The 1,237-nt window shown below is 74.6% G+C and carries 1 protein-coding gene and 1 pseudogene; both read left to right on the top strand.

Annotated elements, in window-relative coordinates; all coding sequences use genetic code 11:
* The coding region (locus ACFRMQ_RS40830; protein WP_380735995.1) for a response regulator transcription factor at positions 1 to 141 on the top strand (141 nt) is incomplete at its 5' end.
* 123 nt (positions 142 to 264) lie between these two features.
* Positions 265 to 1,237 (top strand): annotated as a pseudogene (locus tag ACFRMQ_RS40825) (hypothetical protein); the annotation flags it as partial.

Below are 1,237 nucleotides of genomic sequence, written 5' to 3'. Positions count from 1 at the left end.
GCCCAGCGCCTGGTGCTGGCGGAGTCGACGGTCAAGACGCACGTCAGCCGGGTGCTGTCGAAGATCGGAGCCCGGGACCGCGTCCAGGCCGTGATCTTCGCCTACGACCGCGGACTGACCCGCCCCCAGCCTCCGGTCTGACGGCCCCGGCGGGCGCCTCCGGGGCCGCCGCGAGGAGCGCCGGGGCCGCTGCCCCATGCGCCCGGGACAACGGGTGGAGCAGACTTCAACCATCCGGAGGGGCCCGGCGTGGAGAGGGCGGACATGGCTGCGGAGAGCACGCGTACAGGCTGGTGGCGGCCGCGGTCCGACCACGCGGAGCGGCAGCTGGCCGCGGCCGGACTGGTCGCGCTCCTCTGCCTGGCGGCGGGCGGCCTGTGGGCCGGGTACGTGGTGAGCCACCTGGGCGCGCCCGGGGTCTCGGTGCCCGCCCACAACCTGGCCAAGCTCGGCTACGGCCTCGCCGCCGTCGCCGGCGGGGTGCTGCTGCACGCCCACCGGCCCGGCAACCAGCTCGGCTGGGCGTTGCTCGCCTACGGGACGGCGTTGATCGTCCCGCTCGCCGCCCAGACGCCGCTCTGGGTCGAGGGAGGCGACCCGCGCGCGGTCGGGGCCGTGGTGGTCCTGGTGTCGGTGGGCTTCACCGTCAGCGGCTCGCTGTGGCACGCGCTGCCGCTGTGGCTGCCGGACGGGACGCTGCCGAGCCGGCGGTGGTGGTTCGCGATCGGCGCCGTGGCCCTGTGGCGGCTGCCCCCGGCCGGCTTCTCCTTCTACGGGCACACCGTGTTCGGCCAACCCAACCCGTTCGCCGGCACCGCCCTGGCGAACTGGCTGCGGGCCTTCAACGGCCGGATGATCGACGCCCAGCTCGCCGTGTTCGTCGCGCTGACGGTCCTGGTGATGCTCGTCCCGCTCACCCGGATGCGCGGGGTGTCCCGGCGGCGCCGGCAGGACGTGCTGATCGGTCTGGGCGTGTACCTCCTGTGGGGCGGGGCCGAATTCGGCTACTACTTCGACCACGAGAGCACGCCCTCGTACATCGCGTACGCGATCACCTCGGCGCTGTGGACCGTTACCCTGGCCGCCGTCGTGGTCCGGGACGGGTCCTGGAGGCTCGACCGGGCCGCCCGGCGGGTGCTGGTCGGCCTGGTGGTGGCGGCCGGGCTGGCGGTGCTGTTCGTGGTGGTGGCCTGTGTGCTCTCGACCATGTGGATCCCCGGTCGCGGCCTCGGGGCGC

It is taken from the genome of Kitasatospora sp. NPDC056783 (assembly GCF_042789895.1).
In the GTDB taxonomy this organism is placed as follows: domain Bacteria; phylum Actinomycetota; class Actinomycetes; order Streptomycetales; family Streptomycetaceae; genus Kitasatospora.
Note: the sequence above shows the minus strand (reverse complement) of the source record. Positions and strands in the feature narration are given on the sequence as shown.